Here is a 21,882-nt window from a genome sequence, read left to right as displayed (position 1 = left end):
AGGGGCGCGGCCGTGGCGGGGGCTCGGGGGTCGACCCCGCCACGGCCGTCACCGCACCCAACGCCCGGCCCCGCCCGAAGTTACGGGGCCGGTCCGCCCCGGTGCGTCACGTCCCGGGCCGCCCGGCGGCCGGTCCCGTCGCGCGGTGCCCCGCGCCATCCGCCCGGGCGTGCGCCTGGCTTACCCTGGCTGGCATGCCCACCCTGCTCCTGGTCCGTCACGGCCGCTCCACCGCCAACACCGCCGGGCTGCTGGCCGGACGCGCGCCCGGCGTCCGTCTCGACGAACACGGCGAGGCCCAGGCCGCCGCGCTGCCCGACCGCCTCGACGGCCTGCCGCTGGCCGCCGCCGTCCGCAGCCCGCTGCTGCGCTGCCGCCAGACGCTGGCACCGCTGGCCGCCCGCCGCCCGGAGCTGTCCGTCACGCAGGACGAACGCGTATCCGAGTGCGACTACGGGGACTGGACGAACCGCAAGCTCGGCGAACTGTCCGACGAGCCGCTGATGGCGGTCGTCCAGCACCACCCCAGCTCCGTCGCCTTCCCCGGCGGCGAGACGATGCGCGGCATGCAGCAGCGCGCGGTGGAGGCCGTACGGGACTGGAACGCCCGGGTGGAGGCCGAGCACGGGCCGGAGGCGGTGTACGTGATGTGCACGCACGGGGACGTCATCAAGTCCGTCGTCGCCGACGCCCTCGGCATGCACCTGGACCTCTTCCAGCGCGTCAGCGTCGAACCCGCGTCCGTCACCGCGATCCGCTACACCCCCTCGCGGCCCTTCCTGCTGCGGCTCGGCGACACCGGCCACCTCGCCTCCCTCGCTCCCCGCGAGCCGGACGCCGCACCCGCCCGGGGCGCGGGGGACGCCCACGGCCGGGGCGGCGACGCAGCCGTCGGGGGCGGTGCGTGAGCGCGTAGATCACCGCGCGCAGTAGGGTGCCATTGACCCACGTTTCCGAAACCGTTGGAGCAGGACGTGTCCCGTCAGGTGTTCCTCTACGACCCCCCGGACCGATTCGTCGCCGGGACGGTCGGACTGCCCGGACGGCGCACCTTCTACCTCCAGGCATCAGCAGACGGGCGCACCACCAGCGTCTCCCTGGAGAAGGCCCAGGTCGAGGCGCTGGCCGAACGGATCGACGAACTGCTCGACGAGGTCGTGCGGCGCAGCGGCGGCAGCACCGCCGTGCCGGCCGTCGCACCGGCGGAACTGGCCGACAGCCAACCGCTGGTGAGCCCGGTCGAGGAGGAGTTCCGCGTCGGCACCATGGCGCTCGCCTGGGACGGCGACACCGAACGCATGGTCGTGGAGGCGCAGGCACTGGTCGCGCTGGACGCCGAGACGGACGAGTCGCTGGCCGAGGCCGAGGAGCGGCTGCTGCACGACGACGAGAACGGGCCGCCCATGCTGCGCGTGCGGATCACCGGGTCCATGGCCCGGGCCTTCGCCAAGCGCGCCATGGAAGTGGTGAACGCCGGGCGGCCGCCCTGCCCGCTGTGCAGCCTGCCGCTCGACCCGGAGGGACACGTATGCCCCCGGCAGAACGGGTACCGGCGCGGGGAAGCGTGACCCCCTCCGTACCCGCGCCGCCGCCCGCCCCCGGGGGCGCTAAGGGCGCCGGGGGCCCCGACCGCGTCGCCGCGCTGCTGGCCGGCGGCGAGCTGACGGTGACCGGCCGCATCACGGACGCCTCCAACGCCGTGCTGTACGGCACGGTCACCGCCGTGCCCGACGGCGGGACGGAGCCGGTGGCCGTCCCCTGCGTCTACAAGCCGGTCGCCGGGGAGCGGCCCCTGTGGGACTTCCCCGAGGGCACGCTCGCGGGCCGCGAGGTCGCCGCCTACGAGGTGTGCCGGGCGCTGGGCTGGGAGATGGTGCCCCCCACCGTGCTGCGGGACGGACCCTACGGCGAGGGCATGTGCCAGCAGTGGGTGGGCCCGCCCCCCGACGGCTCGTCGCCCCGGCCGACGGCCGCCGACGGGCTGCTCGCGCTGGTCGACGGCACCGAGCCCGAGCCCGGCTGGAAGGCCGTCGGCTTCGCCGAGACCGGACCGGGCCGCACCGCGCTGCTCGTGCACGCCGACGACGCACGGCTGCGCCGGCTCGCGGTGCTCGACGCCGTCCTGAACAACGCCGACCGCAAGGGCGGCCACCTGCTGCCGCTGCCCGACGGCAGCCTCCACGCCATCGACCACGGCGTCACCTTCCACTCCGACGACAAACTCCGCACCCTGCTGTGGGGCTGGGCGGGCGAGCCGCTGCCCGCCGAGGCCACCGGGCGGCTGCGGGGCCTGGCCGACGCGCTCGCCCCGGACCGGCCGCTCGCCGCCCGCCTGGCCGCGCTGCTGCCCGCCGCCGACCTCGACGCGCTGCGCAAGCGCACCGGGAACCTGCTGGCGGCCGGACGCCATCCCCTGCCCGGCGGCGACTGGCCCGCCATCCCCTGGCCGCCCATCTGACCCGGCCCGCGCGCGATGCCGCGCCCGAGCCCCTCCCGCGCCCCCGCCGCCCCGTGGCCGGGGGCGCGCCGCGTGCCGCCGTGATGCCCGCCGGGCGGGCCGTGCTGCTCACCGGATGGTCAGCAGCCGCACTCCGACGCCTGTTTCCGCACGTGGTGAACGTGTCCACGGCCGTTCCACGGCGTTGACACGCGCCTTCACCGCCACCGCCACGCCCTGCTGCCAGCGTATGCCGCGTGAAGCCGGACGACGGGGAAGGCGGTGCGCCGGTGCGGGCGAGAGCGACGGCGGTGGCGGTCCTTGCGGTCCTGCTCGCCGGATGCGCGGGAGGCGGGACGGCGGACGGTGGCCCGGGGCCGGGGGAGGTGGATCCGCGCCACCGCGCGAACTGGCCGACCACCGACCGGGGCGGGCTGGTCGCGGGCCTGAGCCTCCCCCTGGAGGAGTACCTCGTGGCCTACCCCGACTACGTGGCGGCGGAGAACGCCCGCATCGCCGCGATCGACGCCTGCATGGACCGGTACGGGTTCGAGTACGCGCCCACGCCCTTCGGGGAGTACCCGCCGCCGTCCGTCAACGGCGCGAACCTGGAGCGCCGCTACGGCGTCTCCGACCGCGCCGCGGCCGAGACCTACGGCTACCGGCTGCCGGCCGCCGTCGCCGGTGAGCCCGACAGCTACGAACCGCCCGGCGGTGACGCCGCGTACGTGGTGCTGCGCGGCACCGAGGAGGCGCCGCCGGGGACGCGGGCGAGCGGTGACGTCCCCGAGGGCGGCTGCGCGGGGGAGGTGGACCGCGCCATGGGACGGCTGGACGACCACTTCGCCAGCGACCTCGACGGGGAGTCCCTGCGGCGGTCCGAGGAGGACCCCGCCGTGCGCGAGGCCATCGCCGCCTGGTCGGACTGCATGTCCGCGAAGGGGTACCGCGTCACGCATCCGTACGAGGCCGACGAACTGGTGCCCCCCGTGCTGGACGAGCCCCCGCCCGAGGAGATCACCGCGGCCGTCGCCGACGTCGGCTGCAAGGCCGGGACGGACCTGATCCGGATCTGGTCCGACGTCGAGCGGGAGATCCAGCAGGAGCTCATCGAGGAGAACGCGCCCGTGCTGAACGAGCTGCGGGAGGCCAACGAGCGCGTCCTGAAGCGCGTGGCCCGGTCCTGACCGCCGCGCGACCCGGCCCCGGGCGGCACCGCCACCGGGCCCCACACGTCCGCGCCGGACGGGCCGGCGCGGGAACACCCACACCACAGGGAGCACACCATGAAGACACGTCACCTCGGGGTCCTCTCCGGTCTGGCAGCGCTCGCCGCGACGGCACTGCTGCCGGGCACGGCCTCCGCGTCCACCGTCTACTCCTCCGACGAGTGCAGCTCCAGCAACAACCGCTACTGCTTCATCCTGGAGTACACCGTCTTCTCCGACGGCTGGCCGACCGGGGTCTGCTTCGCGACGAACAAGAGCGAGTACAGCCACACCGGCCGCGGCAACCAGTTCGGCAACGTGCGGTACGTGTTCCGCCGGGGCGCCCACTGCGGTTCGGTCGGCTCGGGGGACACCCGGGGCGTCGGGGAGTCGATCCGCAACAACGCCGCCTGGGCCGAGAACAAGGACACCCGCACGCACACCGTCTACTACAGCCCGGGATACGACGGGCGGTACAAGGTCTACGGCCCGGGTTCCCACGGCCTCCTGGGCGCGCTGCGCAACGACAACGCCTCCAGCAAGCGCAGCTCGTGAGGCCACGCCTGCGCAGATGGGGAGCGGCCGCCGCCGGGCTGGCCGTCCTCAGCGCGCTGACCCAGCCCGAGGTGCTCGCGGCGGAGCGGGGCGCCGCCCCGTCCGCCGCGGGCCCCGGGGCCGCGCCCGGCGCACCGGCGGCCGCGGCCGTGCCCCCGGACGACCGGCGCACGGTGCTGGGCCGGGACTGGCAGGAGTCCGACGACCGCGCGTGGACGACCTCCGGTGACGCGCAGGGGTTCCACGTGCTCGTCGCCGACCAGCGGGACGGCTACCACTGGCGCACCGCCGCCACCCTCACCGAGCCGGGCTTCGACGCCGACTCCTGGATCGGCAACGCCTGCGTGACGGGCTCCGGGGAGCGGGCGGTGGTCGTCTACGCGCCGCGGACGTTCACCAACGAGGCCCACCTGTCCGAGCGCGGCGGCTTCACGGCCGTCGTCGAACTGTCCACCGGCGCCGTGACCAAACTCCCGGTCCGCACCTCGCTGGCCTACTTCAACCCCGGCTGCGGCGCGGACGAGACCGCCGTGCTGACCCAGGAGGGCGACGAGAGGCTCGGTGCCACCCGGCTGCTGCGGCTGGACGCCCGGACCGGGCGGACGGCCGAGCCGGTCGAGACTCCGGGACAGGTCACCTCCGCCGTCCCCGTCGGCAAGGGCATCGTCGCCGCCGACGGGGCCCGCCTGGTGTCCCTGGCCGCCGACGGCGCCCGCACCGCCGTCGCCCACACCGGCGGCACCCCGTTCCGGCTGGCACCGGACCGCGACGGCGGTGTCGTCTTCCTCGACCGGGACAGCTCCGGCGCCACCGCACGGAGCGCCGACGGGGACGGCGGCAAGGGCGGGAGCACGGCCGCCGGGAGTCGGACGGAGGACACCACCCGCCACCTCGCGCGGGTGCGCCGCGTCAGCGCCGGGCAGATCAAGCAGGCCGACGCCGACGCGGCGCGTCCCGCGCTGCTCGCCCAGGGACCGTGGAGCGCGGTCGGGCTGACGCGCTCGGCCGACGGCGCGGTGTTCATCACCGGTGAGAGCGACGCGCGGACCACGCGGCTGCCCCGCACCGTCCGGCACCTGCCCGCGCTGCCCAAGCACAGCCTCGCCAGCACCCGGGGCGAGGCGGTACTGACCGGCACCGCCTGGGCCGACGGCAAGGACAGCCGGGTCAGGCCGTCCCCGGCCGCCCGCCCCGCCGCGCTGTCGCTGAAGGTGCTTCAGACCGGGCGGACGGCTGCCTTCACCGTCGGCCCGCAGGAGCGCACCGCGGGCCACGAGGCGCAGGGCGGAGCACGCTCGCCCGCGCTGACCGGGCCGCCGGAGAAGAAGGCCGGGGACGGACCGCGTCCGCAACTGGGGACCACCAGCGCGCCCGACTGGGTGGAGGGCGAGGACGAGCGCTACTGCGCCGTCCCCCGCAACGACCCGGCCAACCAGGTCACGCAGCCCAAGCCGCGGCAGGTCGAGTGGGCCGTGGACCAGGCGATCCTCGGCAACCTCGACGACCACATCCGCCGCCCGGCCAACTGGAAGAACCTGGGCATGGGCGCCTACTCGCCGCAGGACCTGTTCCCGCGGCGGGGCCTGAACGGCGGCGGGCACGTGCCCGCGCAGGTGATGCTCGGCGTCATCGCCCAGGAGTCGAACATGTGGCAGGCCGCGCGCTTCGCGGTCCCCGGCGTGACCGCCAACCCGCTGATCGGCAACTTCTACGGCATCGACCTCTACGACGCGGACGAGGGCAACGACTGGGACATCCGCTGGTCGGACGCCGACTGCGGCTACGGCCTGACCCAGATCACCGACGGCATGCGCCTGGCAGGCAAGACGAAGCCCGGCGAGACGGCGCTGTCCCCCCTCCAGCAGCGGGCGGCGGCCCTGGACTACACCGCCAACATCGCCGGCGGGCTGCGCATCCTGGAGGACAAGTGGAACCAGACCCGCGCCGCCGGACTGACCGTCAACAACGATGACCCGGACAAGCCGGAGAACTGGTTCTTCGCGCTGTGGGCGTACAACTCCGGCTTCTACCCGGAGAGCCAGAAGGGCAGCAACGGCGGTGCCTGGGGCGTCGGCTGGCACAACAACCCGGCCAACCCCCGCTACGAGGTCAACCGCGCGCCGTTCCTGGAGACCAGCTACGCGGACGCCGCCCGCCCGCAGTTCTGGCCCTACCCGGAGAAGGTGCTCGGCTGGGCGGCGTACCCCATCGAGGCCCTGGAGTCGCCGGGGAAACTGGTCTCCGGCTTCCGGCCCGCGTGGTGGACCACGAGCGCCGCGCGGACGGCCGTCAAGCCGCCGGAGACGCTCTTCTGCTCGCCGTCGGTGAACGACTGCGACCCCGCGCACCTGCGGGACGGCGCCTCCAACGACGACGCCACCACCGGGCCGTGCCGCAGGGAGGACTTCCGCTGCTGGTGGAACGAACCGGTCACCTGGAAGGAGAACTGCGCCACCACCTGCGGCAACCAGATCGTCCGCTTCGACCACACCTATCCCGAGGAACCCGACGGCACCGCCTATCCGCCGTCGTGCACCCGCTCGGGTCTCCCGTCGGGCGCGCTGATCATCGACAACCAGCCCACCTCCGTGCCCTCGTCGCGGCCGGGCTGCGCGAAGAACTTCGACAACCGGGGCACGTTCGACCTGGACTTCGCCCAGGACCGCGACGGGTCGGTGCCCACCGGGCGCTACCCGTCCAAGGTGAACACGCATCAGCTCGGTGCGGGATTCGGCGGGCACCTCTATTTCTCGGACACCCGCGGAGCCGGTGACGCGGCGGACCGCGCCAAGGCCGAGCGGCTCAAGGTCACCGCGACCTGGAGGCTGGACCGCAAGCTGGAACAGCCCGCGCGGGTCTGGGTGCACCTGATGGACCACGGCGTCCGCACCAAACGTGCCGAGTACGAGGTCAGGACGGCGAACGGGACGAAGACCCGCCGCCTGAACCAGAACAGCTCCAGCAACCGCTGGGTGCCGCTGGGCGCCTTCATGTTCGACAACGTGCCCGAGGTGCGGCTGGACAACATCGCCACGGACGGCGAGGGGACGGACAACGTCATCTTCGACGCCGTCGCCGTCGAGCCCATCCGCGGCACGTACGTCGAGGAGACCGTCGACGCGGTCGCCTTCTTCGACGAGCGGCAGAACATCGACGCGGACGTGCAGAGCACCTGGTTCGTCTACTCACCGCTCAAGAGCAGGAAGAACGTCTACGAGTGGGCGGTCGAGTCGGCCGAGTCCATCCTGGACTCCCCGGTGTGCGCGGAAGGACCCACACCGAGCTGCGTGACCGCCAACGTGCGCGACGCCGTACAGGACTGGTACACGCACGTCTCAGCGGTGGACGAGACGGCCGTCGAGCCGGAGGACTACCCGGCGGGCAAGGGGGCCCCGAGCTGGCTCTCCCTGGCCAACCACCACTCCTACCGGCCCGCTTCCACCCGGATGCCGGACCACTTCCGCGACGCGCGGGCGGACGACGCCACCAAGATGCGCAGCACGGTCACCGTCTCCTTCGTCAAGACCGACGACGGCCAGATCGTCGAGGGGAGCCAGTGGGCGGAGTACTCGGACCGCACCGCCGACACGCACCTCCCGGACTTCGTGACCGACCTGATCGAGGCGGTCGAGGAGGACTACGGCGTCGGCGCGGACCTGCGCTACCGGTACGCGAACCTGAACGAGTACGACGGGCGCGTCAAGCAGGTCGACCCGCTGGCGTCGGGGGTGCTGCCCGGCAAGGCGTACCAGTCGATCGGTGTGGCCCCCCGCGTCACGGGTTCGTGCGTCGCGGCGCAGTACACCGCCGGCGGTGCCATCGGCTACCGGACCCTCCTCGACACCGACGCCGCGGAGGCGGCGCGGCTGTGGAAGAACCAGCTCCAGGGCGCCCCGGTGCACACCGGAGTGGCCAGACTGGCCGGTGACGTCTTCAGCGCCTTCTTCAACCCGGGACTGCTGCCCTGGCCGGACATGGACGGTTCGCCGTACGGCATGGCGCCGCCGATCTGGCAGGAGCTCAGCTTCAAGGTGTGCGCGGACGGCACCATCCAGCGGAACGGCTCCGTGCCGATCCTGCGGGCCAGCCACATGCCCGACCAGTACCTGTACCGGAACGGGCAGGCCCTCAACCTGGACGGCAGCCGCCGCACCAGCGCCGCGCCCGTCTACAGCGGGAACTTCTCCACCTTCAGCCGGATGGGGGCGCTGACCCCCCAGGACCGGACGCCCTCCGCGTACGGCTACTGCAACGACTACCTGGCCCAGGGGGCGGACGCGAGCGGCCGGTCCGGCAACCCCTGGACGATCGCGCCCGGCAGCAGGGCCGGGACGGACCCCGAAGGGAGGTTCTGCTCCGACCGCGCCCTGCAACCCGACCCCGACCACAGCCGCTGAGGCGGAACGCACCACGGGGCGGCGGCCCAGCGGCCGCCGCCCCGCCCTTCCCTTCGGTTCCAGACTCCCGTCCCGCCCCGCGCGTGCCGGCCCGTCCCGCGCACCCTATGAACGGAGGACCTCCTCGTGCTGCACCAACGCCGCCGGGCCGTGGTGGCCGTCGCCGCCGGAGCCGCCGTGCTGGCCGTGGCGGGCGTAGCCGCCGGCACGGTCGTGAAGTCACCGCAGCAGGTCGTCGCGGAGGCCGGCCCGCCACCGCCGGACGTCCTCACCACGCCCGTACGGCAGCAGGTCCTCACCGACACGGTGGTCACCCGCGGCACCGTCGCCGCCGCCCAGACCGTGCGGTTCACCCCCGACACCCCGCCCGGCGAGGGCACCTCGGCGGCCGTCGTCACCCGCACCATGGCCGACGCCGGCGACACCGTGCGGCCCGGACACGTCCTGGTGGAGGTCTCCGGCCGTCCGGTCTTCGCCCTGCCCGGCGCCCTGCCCGTCTACCGCGACCTGCGGTCGGGCGCGCGGGGGGATGACGTCACCCAGCTCCGCGGCGCGCTGGCGAAGGCGGGCTTCCCCTCCGACGGCGACCCCGAGGGCCTCTTCGGGCCCGCCACGGCACGGGCCGTCACCGGCTTCTACGACGAACTGGGCTACCGGCCCCGGCTGCACGAGCGGACGGGCACCGCGATGGTGCCCGCCTCCGAACTGGTCTTCCTCACCGCCTTCCCGGCCCGGGTCGTGGCCACGAACGCCCGGGTCGGCGGCCCCGTGGAGGCCGACCTGCTCACCCTCTCGGCCGGTGAGCTGACGGTGCGGGGCACCGTCACCGCACACGAACAGGGCCTGATCCGGCGGGGCCAGCCCGTGCGCATCCACTCCGAGACCACCGGCCTGACCGTCTCCGGGAAGGTGTCCGCCGTCGCGCCCGGCACCGCCGCCGTCCCGGCCGGACCCGGTCCGGAGACCGCGCCCGGTCCGGAGACCGCGCCCGGTCCGGAGGCCGGAGCCGGTCCGGAGGCCGTGGGCGGCTCCGGGGACGCCGCGGCGGAGAGCGGCGCGCCGGGCCTCGTGGTGCGCCCCGACGAGGAACTGCCCGCCGGGCTCGCCGGCCAGGACGTGCGGCTGACCATCGAGGCGGCCTCCTCCGACGGTCCGGTGCTCGCCGTCCCGGTCTCCGCCGTCTCCGCCGCCGCCGACGGCGCCACCTCGGTGACCGTGCTGGGCCAGGACGGCACCCGGCGCCGCGTCGAGGTGCGTACCGGCACTTCCGGCGCGGGGCTCGTGGAGGTCGCCCCGGTGAAGCCCGCACGGCTGTCCGCGCGGGAGGCCGTCATCGTCGGCCTGCGCGCTGGCGCGGAGGGCGACCGGTGAGCGGCCCCGGCACCCCGGGGCCCGGCGCCCCCGCGCCCGTCATCGCCTTCCACGGCGTCGGCCTCACCTACCCGGGACCACCCCCGCTGACCGCCCTGCACCCGTTCGACCTCACCCTCGACGCCGGGGAGTACCTGACGGTGACCGGACCTTCCGGCTCCGGCAAGTCCACCTTCCTCAACATCGTCGGACTGCTCCAGGCCCCGACGGCCGGGCGGTACCTCCTGGACGGCATCGACACCGGACCGCTCGGTGACGCCGGACTGACGGCCCTGCGCGGCGGCCGCATCGGCTTCGTCTTCCAGGCGTTCCACCTGCTTCCCCACCGCACGGCCGAGGACAACGTCACCCTCGCCCTGCTGCACGCCGGCCTGCCGCGCCGCGAGCGCGCCGCCACGGCCCGCGAGGCGCTGCACCGCGTCGGCCTGGCGCACCGCGCCGACGCGCTGCCCACCCGGCTCTCCGGCGGCGAGCGGCAACGCGTGGCCATCGCGCGGGCCCTGGCCGTGCGCCCGTCCCTGCTCCTGTGCGACGAGCCCACCGGAAACCTCGACAGCGGCAACGCCCGGCAGGTCATGGCGCTCCTGGACGACCTCTCCGCGCAGGGGCAGACGCTCCTGGTCGTCACCCACGACCCCGAGGTGGCGCGCCGGGGCGGACGTGCCCTGGCCCTGCACGACGGCGTGGCCACGTGCGGGGAAGTGGCGCGGTGAGCCGAACCCGGCCGCCTGTGCGGCCCTCCCGGATGTCCCCGCGCGACCTGTTCGCCGAGGCCCTCGCCGGGGTGCTCCAGCGTCCGGCCCGCTCGGCGCTGACCGCGCTCGGCACCGTCCTCGGCGTCGGCGCCTTCGTCGCCGTACTCGGCCTGACGAGCACCGCCTCCTCCCAGATCGACACCCGCTTCGACGCGCTGACCGCGACGGAGGTGACCGTCCGCTCCACCGGCGGGGCGCCCGGGGACGGGGAGGACGGCGTCTTCTCCGAGAGCGCCGACCGAGCCGCCTCCGCACTGGGCGGTGTCGAGGCGGCCGGTGTGTACTGGCCCGTCCGCCTCCCCGCCGAGGCCACCGTCACCGGGGCGCCGGTGGCCGGGGGCGACGGTGTGCGGACCCAGGTCGTCGCCGCGACCCCGGGCATGCTGCGCGCCGCCGGGGCACGGCTGGAGGAGGGCCGCCTGTTCGACGGCTTCCACCAGGAGACGGCCCAGCCCGTCGCCGTCGTCGGGGCCGGGCTGGCCTCGCGGCTCGGCATCACCACCCTGGAGACCGCACCGGCCGTCTTCATCGCCGGACGGCCCTTCACCGTCGTCGGCGTCGTGCGGGACACCGAACGCAAGGCGGACCTCCTGCTCTCCGTCACCATCCCCGCCGCGACCGCCGCACGGGTCTGGGGCGACCCCGACGGCTCCGAACCCGTCGAGATGCTGATCTCCACCGAGGTCGGCGCGGCGGCGCAGGTCGCCCGCACCGTCCCGCTCGCCCTCGACCCGGTGCGCCCGGAACGCTTCGCGGCCGTCCCCCCGCCCGACCCCCGGAACCTGCGCACCTCCGTCGGTTCCGACCTGGAGCAGCTCTTCCTCCTGCTCGCCGCCGTCTGCCTGCTCATCGGCGCGGTCGGCATCGCCAACACCACCCTGGTCGCGGTGCTGGAGCGCACCGGCGAGATCGGACTGCGCCGCGCGCTGGGCGCCCGCGCCCGGCACGTCACCGCCCAGTTCCTCACCGAATCCGGCCTGCTGGGCGCGCTCGGCGGCATAGTGGGCGCCAGCATCGGCACGGTCGCCGTCGTCGCGGTGTCCCTCGTCCAGTCCTGGACCCCCGTGCTGGACCCGGGTGTCGTGGCCGCCGCGCCCCTGGCCGGTCTCCTCACCGGCCTGGTCGCCGGCCTCTACCCCGCCTGGCGGGCCAGCCGCGTCCCTCCGGCCGAGGCGCTGCGCCGCTGACCCGCCCGCCGACGGCCGGACGCGGGCCGGAGCGCCGGGCGGCAACACCTTGCCGGGGCGGGCCGTGCCAGGTGTAATGATCAATAGGCCGCCGGAATGGCGCAGTTGGTCCGGTGCCGCACCGCGTACGCAGGGGGACAAGTGGAAGTGCGTCTGCTCGGGCCCGTCGGGGTCGTCGCCGACGACGGGACCGCCCTCCCGCTCACCGCGTCGATCCCCCGCACGGTTCTCGCCGTCCTCGCGCTGCGCCCCGGCCAGACGGTCCTCGCCGACACCGTCATCGACCAGGTGTGGGGCACCAGGCCGCCCCGCACGGCGCGCGCCACGCTGCGCAGCCACGTCATGCGCCTGCGCAAGATCCTGCCCGGCCAGCGGCTCCACACCGGAGCGGGCGGCTACCGCCTCGCCGTCCTCCCCGCCGAGACGGACCTCGGGCGCTTCCGCGACCTGCTGTGCCGGGCCCGGCAGCGGGCGGCCGACGACCCGGCCGAAGCGCTGGCCCTGCTGGAAAGCAGCCGGCAGCTGTGGCAGGGCGCCCCGCTCGGGGGCGTCGCCGACAGTCCCCTGCGCGACACCGAACGGCCGCGCCTGGAAGACCTCGCGCTGGCCGCCACGGAGGAGCGCTTCGTGCTGCGCCTGGCCCTCGGCCAGCACGCGGCCGTCGTCGAGGAGATCGCCGAGGCCGCCGCCGCCCACCCGCTGCGCGAGCGCTTCGCCGCCCAGCTCATGACGGCCCTGCACGCCTGCGGGCGGACGGCCGAAGCCCTGGTGGTCTACCGGGACATCCGGCGCCGCCTCGTGGCGGAACTGGGGGTCGAACCGGGCGCTGAACTGCGGCGGACGGAACAGGCCGTGCTGTGCGGGGAGCACCGCGCGGAACCGGCCGCGGCGCGCGGCGGGACGGGGACCTTGGCCGGCCGGCCGCCGTCCCGCGCGCCGGAACCGGCCGCCGCGCCGCCGGCTCCGCCGCCCCGCGTCACCGGGTTCGTCGGCCGCGAACCGGAGCTGGAGCGGCTGCGGGGGTGGCTCGCCGTGGCCGCGACGGAACCGGTGACCTGCCTCCTGGCCGGCCCCGGCGGCGTCGGCAAGTCGACGCTGGCCGTGCGCGCGGCACGGCTCGCCGCCGACCGGTTCCCCGACGGCCTCCTCTACCTCGACCTGCGCGGAGCCGACCCCCACAACGCCCCGCGTGACCCGGCCGAGGCCCTGCACCTGCTGCTGCCCGCCCTCGGGGTGCCCCGGCGGGACCTGCCCGTCGCGCCCGCCGACGCGGCGCGGCTGTACCAGGAGCGGCTGCGCGGCCGCCGCTGCGTGCTCGTGCTCGACAACGCGGAGAGCGCCGCGCAGGTCGCCCCCCTGCTCCCGGAAGGCCCGGGGACGGCCGCGCTGGTGACCAGCCGGCCCGTCCTGGCGGGCGTCGCGCACGGCCACCACCTGCACGTGGACCCCGTCGACCCGGCGCAGGCCGTCCGCCTGGTGCAGGCGGTCGCCGGCAGCTCGGCGGGCCAGGGCACGCACGGGCAGTGGCGGAAGCTGGTGGCCTTGTGCGGCCACCTCCCGCTGGCCCTGTCGATCATCGCCACGCGCATGGCGTCCCGGCCGCACTGGGGCCTGCCGGAGTGGATCGCGCTGCTGGAGGACGAGCACCTGCGCACCGACGAGCTGACGGCCGGCCGGGAGCGGGACGTGCGCGCGAGCCTGATGGTCACCGTCGACCAGCTCGCGGGAGGGGACGACCCGGCGGACCGGCTGGCGGCCGGGGTGTTCCCCCTGCTCGGCGTCGCCGCCGTGCGGGCCCACACCGCCGGTTCGGTCGCCGCGCTCGCCGGGGTCCGCCCGGCGGAGGCCGAAGCGGCCCTGGAGCGGCTCACCGACGCACAGGTCACGATGAGCCCGCGTCCGGGCCGCTACAGCCTGCACGACATGGTGCGCTCGGTCGCGGTGTGGCAGGCCGCGCGGCTGCCCCGGGGCCGGGCCCGCCCGTCGCTGGAGCGGCTGGCGCGGTGGTACGCGGGAACGCTGTACCGGGTCAACGGACCGCTGGCGGTGAGCCCGTGGCGGGGCCGGACGTACGCCGAGGCCGCCGCGCGCTTCCCGGAGGGCGAGGGGTTCGCCGACGCCCGGTCGGCCCTCACCTGGGCGGACGAGGGGCTGGCGGACGTCATGTCCCTGGCCGCGCAGACCGCGGGGGAGGGCGACGAGGGCGGGGAACTGGCCGGCCGTCCGCTCTCCGCCTTCGCGGTGGAGGCGTGCCGGGCCCTGGAGAGCTATTTCGGCATGCGGCTGCGCTGGCGGGAGCAGGAGCGGCTGTGCGAACTCGCCCTCGCGGGGGCGCTGCGCCGCGGTGACGCCGCCGACCAGGCGCTGGCCCTGGCCCAGCTGGGGAAGCTGGCCGGGCAGCGCGGGGACGCACCCCGCGGCGTCGGGCACCTGGAGAGGGCGTTGGAGCTCTACCGGGGACTGGGCCACGAGGAGCTGGCGATGGGGGCGGAGGTCAACCTCGTCGCCTGCCTGGCCACCGCCGGACGTGTTCCCGAGGCGCTGGCCATCGCCGAACGGCTCCAGCGGGCCGCGCATCCGGCTGTCCCCGGGGCCGGGATCAACCTGAACAACCTCGCCCGCTGCCACCTGTACCTCGGTGCGCCGGACCGGGCCGTGCGGACCTTCGCACTGAGCCACGAGGTGGCCGAGACGGCGTACGCCCGGATTCACGCCGCGGCGGGACTGGCCGAGAGCCACCTCGTCCGCCGGGCCTACCGGGAGGCCGCCCGGTGGGTGCGGCGGGGCCTCGCGGAGGTCGACGACGAGCAGACCGACCTGTACACGGTGGCCCACCTGCGCACCCTCAGCGGGCGGGCGCTGCGCGGCCTGGACGACGAGCGGGGGGCCCAGGGCGAGGAGCGCGAGGCGGCCCGGGCGCTGGAGACGCTCAGCCGGCGGGAGAGCCGGGAGGTGGCCGTGCAGCTCGCCCCGGTCGCCGAACCCGCCCCCTGCTGACGGACGACGGGGCGGCCGCGCCCTGTCCCTGCCCCTCCCGCGCCCCCGCCGCCCCGTGCCGCGTCCGCGCCGTCGTCCGGTTACGCTCTTGACCATGCATGCCTGGCCCGCTTCCGAGGTCCCCGCCCTGCCCGGCACGGGCCGCGACCTCGCGATCCACGACTCCGCGACCGGCGGACGGGTGACCCTCGCCCCCGGCCCCGTCGCCCGCCTCTACGTGTGCGGCATCACGCCGTACGACGCGACCCACCTGGGTCACGCGGCGACCTACAACGCGTTCGACCTCGTGCAGCGCGTGTGGCTCGACACCAAGCGGCAGGTGCACTACGTGCAGAACGTCACCGACATCGACGACCCGCTGCTGGAGCGCGCCGTCGCCACGGGGGAGGACTGGTCGGCGCTGGCCGAGCGGGAGACGGCCCTCTTCCGCGAGGACATGACCGCCCTGCGGATGCTGCCGCCGCGCCACTACGTCGGCGCCGTGGAGTCGATACCCGCCATCGTCCCGCTGGTCGAGCGGCTGCGGGACGCCGGAGCCGCCTACGAGCTGGACGGTGACGTCTACTTCTCCGTGGAGGCCGACCCGCACTTCGGGGAGGTGTCCGGGCTGGACGCCGCCACCATGCGGGCCCTGTCCGCCGAGCGCGGCGGCGACCCGGAGCGGCCCGGCAAGAAGAACCCGCTCGACCCGATGCTGTGGACGGCCGCACGCGAGGGGGAGCCGCACTGGGACGGCGGCTCGCTCGGCCCCGGGCGCCCCGGCTGGCACATCGAGTGCGTCGCCATCGCGCTCGACCACCTCGGCATGGGCTTCGACGTCCAGGGCGGCGGCTCCGACCTCGTCTTCCCGCACCACGAGATGGGCGCCTCGCACGCCCAGGCGCTCACCGGCGAGCACCCGTTCGCGGCGGCGTACGTGCACGCCGGGATGGTGGCGCTGGACGGCGAGAAGATGTCGAAGTCGAAGGGCAACCTCGTCTTCGTCTCCACCCTGCGCCGCGACGGCACCGACCCGGCGGCCATCCGGCTCGCCCTGCTCGCCCACCACTACCGCGCCGACTGGGAGTACACGGACGCGGTGCTGGACGAGGCCGTCACCCGGCTCGGCCGCTGGCGCGCCGCCGTCTCCCGGCCCGACGGCCCGCCGGCCGACACGCTGGTGGAGGAGATCCGGGCGGCCCTCGCCGACGACCTGGACGCCCCGGCCGCGCTCGCCGCCGTGGACCGCTGGGCGCGCGCGCAGCAGGAGACGGGCGGAACGGACGAGGGCGCCCCCGGCCTGGTGTCCCGGGCCGTGGACGCCCTCCTCGGCGTGGCGCTGTAACAGGCGCGCCCCGGCGGGCGGTGCCCGGCCCTACGGCCGGGTGCCGCCCGCGTCGTCGTCGCCGTCCGCCTGCCGTTCGTCCGGCTCCGCGCCGTCCGGGCCGGAGCCGTCCGGGCCCGCTTCATCCGCACCGGAGCCGTCCGGGCCCGAGCTGTCCGGTGCGGTGTCGCTCCGGCCGGCTTCCGGCGCGTCCGCGTCCTCGGGCGTCCGGCCGCGGGCCGCGTCCGCCTCCCGCGGCTCCGTGCCGCCGTGCTCCGCCGCGCCCCGGTGCTCCTCACGGCGCTCCGGCCCCGCGGCGTCGCGGCCCCCGGCCTCCTGCGGACCGCGGCGCGGCGGGCGGGTCCGGCCGCTGCCCGGGTCGCGCAGGTACGGTCCCGGTCCGCCCGGGTCCGGGCCGAGCCCGCTCTCGCTCGCCTGGCCGCCCGGCGGCCCCGGCTGCCCGTCCCGCCGCCGCAGGTAGCGTTCGAACTCCCGGGCGATGGCCTCGCCCGACGCCTCCGGCAGTTCCGCCGTGTCCCGTGCCTCCTCCAGCGACTGGACGTACTCGGCCACCTCGCTGTCCTCGGAGGCGAGCTGGTCCACGCCCAGCTGCCACGCCCGCGCGTCCTCCGGCAGCTCGCCGAGCGGCACCCGGATGTCGAGGAGGTCCTCCAGCCGGTTCAGCAGCGCGAGCGTCGCCTTCGGGTTCGGCGGCTGCGAGACGTAGTGCGGTACGGCCGCCCACAGGCTCACCGCGGGCACCCCCGCGTGGGAGCACGCCTCCTGGAGGATGCCCACGATGCCCGTCGGGCCCTCGTAGCGCGACTCCTCCAGATCAAGCGAACGGGCGAGGTCGGCGTCCGAGGTGACGCCGGTCACCGGCACCGGACGGGTGTGCGGGGTGTCGCCCAGCAGCGCGCCCAGCACCACCACCATCTCCACGCCCAGTTCGTGCGCGAAGCCCAGCAGCTCGTTGCAGAACGAGCGCCAGCGCATGCTCGGTTCGATGCCGCGCACGAGCACCAGGTCCCGCGGCCGGTCGCCCGAGACCCGTACGACGGACAGCCGTGTCGTCGGCCACGTGATCTTCCGCACACCGCCGTCGAGCCACACCTGCGGCCGGTTCACCTGGAAGTCGTAGTAGTCCTCCGCGTCCAGCGCCGCGAAGACCTCACCCTTCCACTGCTGGTGCAGATGCCCGACCGCGCTGGATGCGGCGTCGCCGGCGTCGTTCCAGCCCTCGAACGCGGCCACCATGACCGGGTCGACCAGCTCGGGAACACCCTCCAGCTCGATCACCCAGCGCCTCCTTCATGCCGGGGGCAGGCGCGTCCTCCGCCCGGCTGACGATCGTTGTCCGTGCGGGGATCAGCCTACGGCGTCACGCCACCACGCCCGCAGCCCGCAGGCGGGGGAGCGCGGTGTCCCGCGGCGGGCGGGCGCACGCGGACGGGGCGGGGCGTCCGCACGCCCCGCCCCCTCGCGCCGCGTCTCCCGGCGGCCCGCGGCGGTCTGCGGCCCGGCGCCGCGGGGCACAGTCCGGCTCAGCCGGTGCGGCGGGCGAGCAACTCCTCGACCCGGGAAGTGATTTCGGGCGTGTCCAGCCCCCGCACGGTGAGCGTCGTACGCCGCCGCAGCACGTCCTCGGCCGTGACGGCCCACTCCTGGTCCCGGGCGTGGACGACCTGCGCCCAGATTTCGGGCCCGTCCGGGTGGACGCGCTCGCCCAGCGCCGGGTCCTCGCGGACCAGCCGGGCGATGTCGAAGGCCAGCGCCCCGTAGTGGGTGGCCAGGTGGCGGGCCGTCAGCGGGTCGATGCGCCCGCCGGACTCCCGGTCGGCCAGCAGCCGGTGCGCGACCGCGTCCGGGTTCGCCACGCCCGGCAGCGGCACCCGGCGCGGCAGCGCGGAGACCGGCTGCATGTCCTGCGCGAGGGCGCCGCCGGGCAGCTGCGCCAGCCGGTTCATCACCGTGCGCCCGATGTGCCGGTACGTCGTCCACTTGCCGCCGGCCACCGACAGCATGCCGCCGCGGCCCTCGGTGACGACGGTCTCGCGCTTGGCGGACGTGACGCCGCCCGGCCCGCCGGGCAGCACCCGCAGTCCCGCGAACGCGTACGTGATGAGGTCCCGCGACAGGTGCTCCTCCCGCACGGAGACGGCCGCCTCGGCGAGGATCTGGTCGATGTCCGCCGCGGTGGCGGCCACCTCGCCCGGGTCGCCCTCGTAGGGCTCGTCCGTGGTGCCCAGCAGGAGCTGGTCCTCCCACGGCAGGGCGAAGGTGATGCGGTACTTGTCGATCGGCGTCGCCATGGCCGCCCGCCACGGCGCGTTGCGCCGCAGCACCAGGTGTGCGCCCTTGGACAGCCGGATGCTGGGCGCGGCCCCGGCGTGCTCCATGCGGCGCAGGTGGTCCACCCACGGGCCGGTGGCGTTGAGCACGAGCCGCGCGTCCACGCCGAACTCGGTGCCGTCCGCCCGGTCCCGCAGCTCGGCGCCGGTCACCCGGCCGCCGGTGAAGCGCAGCCCGGTGACCTCGGCGTGGTTGAGCACCACGGCACCGGCCGCGACCGCCGCCCGCACCGTCATGACGGCCACCCGCGCGTCGTTCATCTGGTGGTCGCCGTACACCGCGACGGCCTTCAGGTTCTCGGTGCGCAGCCCCGGGTTGTCGGCGGCGGCCTTCGCCGGGGAGACGACGCGCCCCACGCCGTCCCCGAAGGCGGAGAGCGCCGAGTACGCGAAGACGCCCGCGCCCAGCTTCGCGGCGCCGTGCGGACCGCCCTTGTAGACGGGCAGGTAGAAGGTGAGCGGGTTCACCAGGTGCGGGGCGACGTCCCTGGCCAGCACCCGCCGCTCGTGGTGGTTCTCCGCGACCAGCTTGACCGAGCCCGTCTGGAGGTAGCGCAGCCCGCCGTGCACCAGCTTGGAGGACGCGGACGAGGTGGCGCCGGCGAAGTCGCCGGCGTCCACCATCGCCACCCGCAGTCCCGACTGCGCCGCGTGCCAGGCGACCGAGGTGCCGAGGATGCCGCCGCCGACGACCAGCAGGTCGTACGTCGCGCGGGCGAGCACGTCCCTGGTCTCGGCGCGCCCCGGGTCGGCACCGGCGGCCGGGTGCGTCCCGGGGGTGGGGACGCCTCGCGTGGTGTTCATGGGGATCAGTTCTCCTCTTCGATCCAGCCCATGGCCCGCTCCACGGCCTTGAGCCAGTTCTGGTACTCGCGGTCGCGCACGGCCGCGTCCATACGGGGGGTCCATTCGGCCGCGCGCCGCCAGTTGGCGCGCAGCGTGTCGGTGTCCGGCCAGTAGCCGACGGCCAGCCCGGCCGCGTAGGCGGCTCCCAGACAGGTCGTCTCGGCGACCATCGGCCGGACGACGGGCGCGTCCAGCACGTCCGCGATGTTCTGCATGAGCAGGTTGTTGGAGGTCATGCCGCCGTCCACCTTGAGCGCGGTCAGGTCGACGCCCGAGTCCTTGGCCATCGCGTCGACGATCTCCCGGGTCTGCCAGGCCGTCGCCTCCAGCACGGCCCGCGCCATGTGCGCCTTGGTGACGTAGCGGGTGAGCCCGGCGATGACGCCCCGGGCGTCCGAGCGCCAGTAGGGGGCGAAGAGGCCGGAGAACGCCGGGACGAAGTAGGCGCCGCCGTTGTCCTCGACGGAGCTGGCCAGCGTCTCGATCTCGGCGGCCGTGCTGATCAGGCCCATCTGGTCGCGCATCCACTGCACCAGGGCGCCGGTGACCGCGATGGCGCCCTCCAGGGCGAAGACCGGCTTCTGCTCGCCGATGCGGTAGCCGACCGTCGTCAGCAGCCCGTTGTAGGAGTTCACCGGCTTCTCGCCGGTGTTCATCAGCAGGAACGTGCCGGTGCCGTAGGTCGACTTGCCCTCGCCGGTGGCGAAGCAGGTCTGGCCGAAGAGCGCGGCCTGCTGGTCGCCCAGGGCGGAGGCCACCGGCACACCCTCCAGGGCGCCGCTCGCGGCGTGCCCGTACACCTCGGCGGAGGAGCGGATCTCGGGCAGCACGGCCATGGGCACGTCCATCGAGCTGCAGATGCGCTCGTCCCAGGCCATGGTGTGCAGGTTCATCAGCATGGTGCGCGAGGCGTTGGTGACGTCGGTGACGTGGACGCCGCCCCGGGGGCCGCCGGTGAGGTTCCAGATGACCCAGGAGTCCATCGTGCCGAACAGGATCTCGCCGCGCTCGGCGCGCTCCCGCAGCCCTTCGACGTTGTCGAGCAGCCAGCGGATCTTCGGCCCGGCGAAGTAGGAGGCCAGCGGCAGGCCGGTGTCGCGGCGGAAGCGGTCCTGGCCGACGTTGCGGCCCAGCTCGCGGCAGAGGGCGTCGGTGCGGGTGTCCTGCCACACGATCGCGTGGTGCACCGGCTCGCCGGTGGCCTTGTCCCACAGCAGCGTCGTCTCGCGCTGGTTGGTGATGCCGATGGCCTTCACGTCGTCGCGGGTGATGCCCGCCTTGCGGACGGCCCCGTCGACGACCTCCCGCACGTTCGTCCAGATCTCGGTGGCGTCGTGCTCGACCCAGCCGGGCCTGGGGAAGATCTGCTCGTGCTCCTTCTGGTCGACGGAGACGATCCGGCCGTCCGTGTCGAAGACGATGCAGCGGCTGGAGGTGGTGCCCTGGTCGATGGCCGCGATGAACGGTCCGGTGGAGTGGCTGTCGGTCATGTGGGTCAGCTCCTCGGTGTCGGGGGAGGGGGCGGTCAGGCGAACGCGAGCTGGTGGAGCCCGCCGGCGAGGGCGCCGCCGACGAGCGGGCCGAGGACCGGTATCCAGGCGTACCCCCAGTCTGACCCGCCCTTGTTCGGCAGCGGCAGCAGCGCGTGCACGATCCGCGGGCCGAGGTCGCGTGCCGGGTTGATCGCGTACCCCGTCGGCCCGCCCAGCGAGAGGCCGATGCCCACGACGACGAGCGCCACCATCAGCACCCCGGCGCCGGACAGCGCGAGGCCCTCGTTCATGCCCAGTTCGAGGATGGCGAGCACCAGGACGAACGTGGCGATGATCTCGGTGGCGAGGTTCTGGGCCGTGTGGCGGATCTCGGGACCGGTGGCGAAGACGCCGAGCACCGGGCCGGGCGCGTCCGTGGCCGGGGCCGCGGCGGTCGCCTGCGCCCCGGGTCCTCCGACGACCTCGCGGTCGGTCAGGTGCGCGGCGAAGTGCCCGTAGTAGGCCACCCACACCAGCAGAGCGCCGATCATCGCGCCCAGGAGCTGCCCGCCGAAGTAGAAGGGGACGGTGTCCCAGGCGCTCTCCTTGATGGCCACTCCGACGGTGACGGCCGGGTTGAGGTGGGCGCCGGACAGTCCGGTGGAGATGTAGGCGCCGGTGAGCACCGCGAGGCCCCAGCCGAAGGTGATGGCGAGCCACCCGGCGTTATACGCCTTGCTGCGCTTGAGGACGACGCCGGCGACGACGCCGCCGCCGAGCAGGATGAGCACGGCGGTTCCGATGACCTCGCCGATGAAGATGTCGGAGTTGGACACCCGCGACTCCTTTGTTCACAGGGAAGGCGGAACCGGTCCCGTCCGGTGTTCGACAATGTCGACCGCCGAACGGCAGTGTTTATCCTCGCATCGAGTGTCGTCAAGGGGTACGGCAGGGGTCCGCCCGGTGGCGCCCCCCCCGCTGCCCGCGCCGCGGGCGGGTGCGG

15 protein-coding genes are annotated in these 21,882 nt (G+C 75.1%); 11 read left to right on the top strand and 4 right to left on the bottom strand.

Going from position 1 to position 21,882, the window contains the following annotated elements; genetic code table 11:
• The first annotated feature begins 194 nt into the window (after positions 1–194).
• From V1J52_RS13585 to mshC, 11 genes are all read left to right on the top strand, one after another.
• Positions 195–908: a histidine phosphatase family protein gene (locus V1J52_RS13585; RefSeq protein WP_330139994.1), complete on the top strand. Its 714-nt coding sequence runs from the start codon at positions 195–197 to the stop codon at positions 906–908.
• Between the two features lie 66 nt (positions 909–974).
• Positions 975–1,568 carry a DUF3090 domain-containing protein gene (locus tag V1J52_RS13580; protein ID WP_330139993.1) on the top strand — a complete coding sequence of 198 codons (594 nt, stop codon included), beginning with the start codon at positions 975–977 and terminating at the stop codon, positions 1,566–1,568.
• Positions 1,529–2,458, top strand: coding sequence for an SCO1664 family protein (locus V1J52_RS13575; protein WP_330139992.1), 930 nt, complete (start codon positions 1,529–1,531; stop codon positions 2,456–2,458). The genes V1J52_RS13580 and V1J52_RS13575 overlap by 40 nt, the downstream gene beginning before the upstream one ends.
• A 290-nt stretch (positions 2,459–2,748) precedes the next feature.
• Positions 2,749–3,624 carry a hypothetical protein gene (locus V1J52_RS13570; RefSeq protein ID WP_330139991.1) on the top strand — a complete coding sequence of 292 codons (876 nt, stop codon included), beginning with the start codon at positions 2,749–2,751 and terminating at the stop codon, positions 3,622–3,624.
• Positions 3,625–3,723: 99 nt separating this feature from the next.
• A complete protein-coding gene (locus tag V1J52_RS13565; RefSeq protein ID WP_330139990.1) occupies positions 3,724–4,200 on the top strand; it encodes a hypothetical protein in 477 nt (158 codons plus the stop codon).
• Positions 4,197–8,597, top strand: coding sequence for a golvesin C-terminal-like domain-containing protein (locus tag V1J52_RS13560; protein WP_330139989.1), 4,401 nt, complete (start codon positions 4,197–4,199; stop codon positions 8,595–8,597). The genes V1J52_RS13565 and V1J52_RS13560 overlap by 4 nt, the downstream gene beginning before the upstream one ends.
• A gap of 126 nt (positions 8,598–8,723) precedes the next feature.
• Positions 8,724–9,968 carry a peptidoglycan-binding domain-containing protein gene (locus tag V1J52_RS13555; RefSeq protein ID WP_330139988.1) on the top strand — a complete coding sequence of 415 codons (1,245 nt, stop codon included), beginning with the start codon at positions 8,724–8,726 and terminating at the stop codon, positions 9,966–9,968.
• On the top strand, positions 9,965–10,681 hold the full coding sequence (locus V1J52_RS13550) for an ABC transporter ATP-binding protein (protein ID WP_330139987.1): 717 nt from the start codon (positions 9,965–9,967) through the stop codon (positions 10,679–10,681). Before V1J52_RS13555 ends, V1J52_RS13550 begins: the two co-directional genes overlap by 4 nt.
• A gap of 32 nt (positions 10,682–10,713) precedes the next feature.
• Positions 10,714–11,910 (top strand): ABC transporter permease, encoded by a 1,197-nt coding sequence (locus V1J52_RS13545; RefSeq protein ID WP_330140114.1) that lies wholly within the window; start codon positions 10,714–10,716, stop codon positions 11,908–11,910.
• Positions 11,911–12,051: 141 nt separating this feature from the next.
• Positions 12,052–14,907: an AfsR/SARP family transcriptional regulator gene (locus V1J52_RS13540; RefSeq protein WP_330139986.1), complete on the top strand. Its 2,856-nt coding sequence runs from the start codon at positions 12,052–12,054 to the stop codon at positions 14,905–14,907.
• A gap of 94 nt (positions 14,908–15,001) precedes the next feature.
• Complete coding sequence (gene mshC / locus V1J52_RS13535) at positions 15,002–16,231, top strand: cysteine--1-D-myo-inosityl 2-amino-2-deoxy-alpha-D-glucopyranoside ligase (protein WP_330139985.1); 1,230 nt, start codon at positions 15,002–15,004, stop codon at positions 16,229–16,231.
• A 30-nt stretch (positions 16,232–16,261) separates the two neighbouring features.
• Here the strand turns inward: mshC and V1J52_RS13530 are convergent, their stop codons facing one another.
• The 4 genes from V1J52_RS13530 to V1J52_RS13515 form a co-directional block, all read right to left on the bottom strand.
• Positions 16,262–17,509, bottom strand: coding sequence for a PAC2 family protein (locus tag V1J52_RS13530; protein WP_330139984.1), 1,248 nt, complete (start codon positions 17,507–17,509; stop codon positions 16,262–16,264).
• A 245-nt stretch (positions 17,510–17,754) separates the two neighbouring features.
• Positions 17,755–19,365, bottom strand: coding sequence for a glycerol-3-phosphate dehydrogenase/oxidase (locus V1J52_RS13525; RefSeq protein ID WP_330139983.1), 1,611 nt, complete (start codon positions 19,363–19,365; stop codon positions 17,755–17,757).
• 5 nt (positions 19,366–19,370) lie between these two features.
• On the bottom strand, positions 19,371–20,897 hold the full coding sequence (glpK, locus tag V1J52_RS13520) for a glycerol kinase GlpK (RefSeq protein ID WP_330139982.1): 1,527 nt from the start codon (positions 20,895–20,897) through the stop codon (positions 19,371–19,373).
• A gap of 35 nt (positions 20,898–20,932) precedes the next feature.
• Positions 20,933–21,715 (bottom strand): MIP/aquaporin family protein, encoded by a 783-nt coding sequence (locus V1J52_RS13515; RefSeq protein ID WP_330139981.1) that lies wholly within the window; start codon positions 21,713–21,715, stop codon positions 20,933–20,935.
• Between the last annotated feature and the right edge of the window lie 167 nt (positions 21,716–21,882).

It is taken from the genome of Streptomyces solitudinis (genome assembly GCF_036323765.1).
Taxonomy (GTDB): domain Bacteria; phylum Actinomycetota; class Actinomycetes; order Streptomycetales; family Streptomycetaceae; genus Streptomyces.
The sequence above is the reverse complement of the archived record's forward strand: the minus strand, read 5'-3'. Positions and strand labels throughout refer to the sequence as shown.